At 48.6% G+C, this 768-nt stretch carries 2 protein-coding genes; both read left to right on the top strand.

The window, feature by feature from the left end:
- Nucleotides 1-551, top strand: a 551-nt coding sequence (locus R8O10_RS24820; protein WP_318191902.1) for a chorismate-binding protein, incomplete at its 5' end; no start/stop codon positions are given.
- A gap of 5 nt (nt 552-556) precedes the next feature.
- A partial coding sequence (locus R8O10_RS24815) for a glutamine amidotransferase-related protein (protein WP_412035174.1) occupies nt 557-768 on the top strand: 212 nt, incomplete at its 3' end.

The raw sequence follows: 768 nt of genomic DNA, 5'->3' as shown, positions 1-768 counted from the left end.
AAATCGATTTTGATTTAGATAGCCGTATTGAACTTGAACTGCGTAGCGACAAAAAAGAGAACGCTGAACATATGATGTTGGTAGACCTAGCTCGTAATGATGTAGCGCGCATCTCGCAAGCTGGTACTCGTCATGTTGCCGATCTCCTTAAAGTTGACCGTTACAGCCATGTTATGCACTTGGTGTCCCGCGTGGTTGGCCAGTTGCGCGATGACCTTGATGCTTTGCACGCTTACCAAGCTTGTATGAACATGGGCACGTTAACTGGGGCGCCAAAAATTCGTGCAATGCAACTGATTCGCGATGTTGAAGGTGCTCGTCGTGGCAGCTATGGCGGAGCGGTAGGCTACCTGACAGGAGAAGGCACGCTCGACACTTGTATCGTGATTCGCTCGGCTTACGTGGAAAACGGCATTGCTCAAGTACAAGCAGGTGCAGGCGTGGTATTCGATTCTGACCCTCAAGCGGAAGCCGATGAAACACGCGGAAAAGCTCAAGCGGTTATCTCTGCTATTCAAGCAGCGCATTCTCAACCTGCGAACAAGGAGTAGCAGACATGGCGAACATCGTATTCATCGATAACTTTGACTCGTTCACCTATAACCTTGTGGACCAATTCCGCTCATTAGGTCACTCAGTCAAAATTTATCGTAACCACATTCCGGCAGAAACCATCGAACAAGCAATAAACGAGCTCGACAACCACGTCGTTCTGCTATCACCAGGGCCAGGTTCGCCATCAGAAGCTGGTTATAAAAAAAAGATGAA

Origin of the sequence: Vibrio sp. 1727 (assembly GCF_033344415.1) — a bacterium.
In the GTDB taxonomy this organism is placed as follows: Bacteria; Pseudomonadota; Gammaproteobacteria; order Enterobacterales; family Vibrionaceae; genus Vibrio; species Vibrio alginolyticus.
This window is presented reverse-complemented; position numbering and strand designations above follow the sequence as displayed.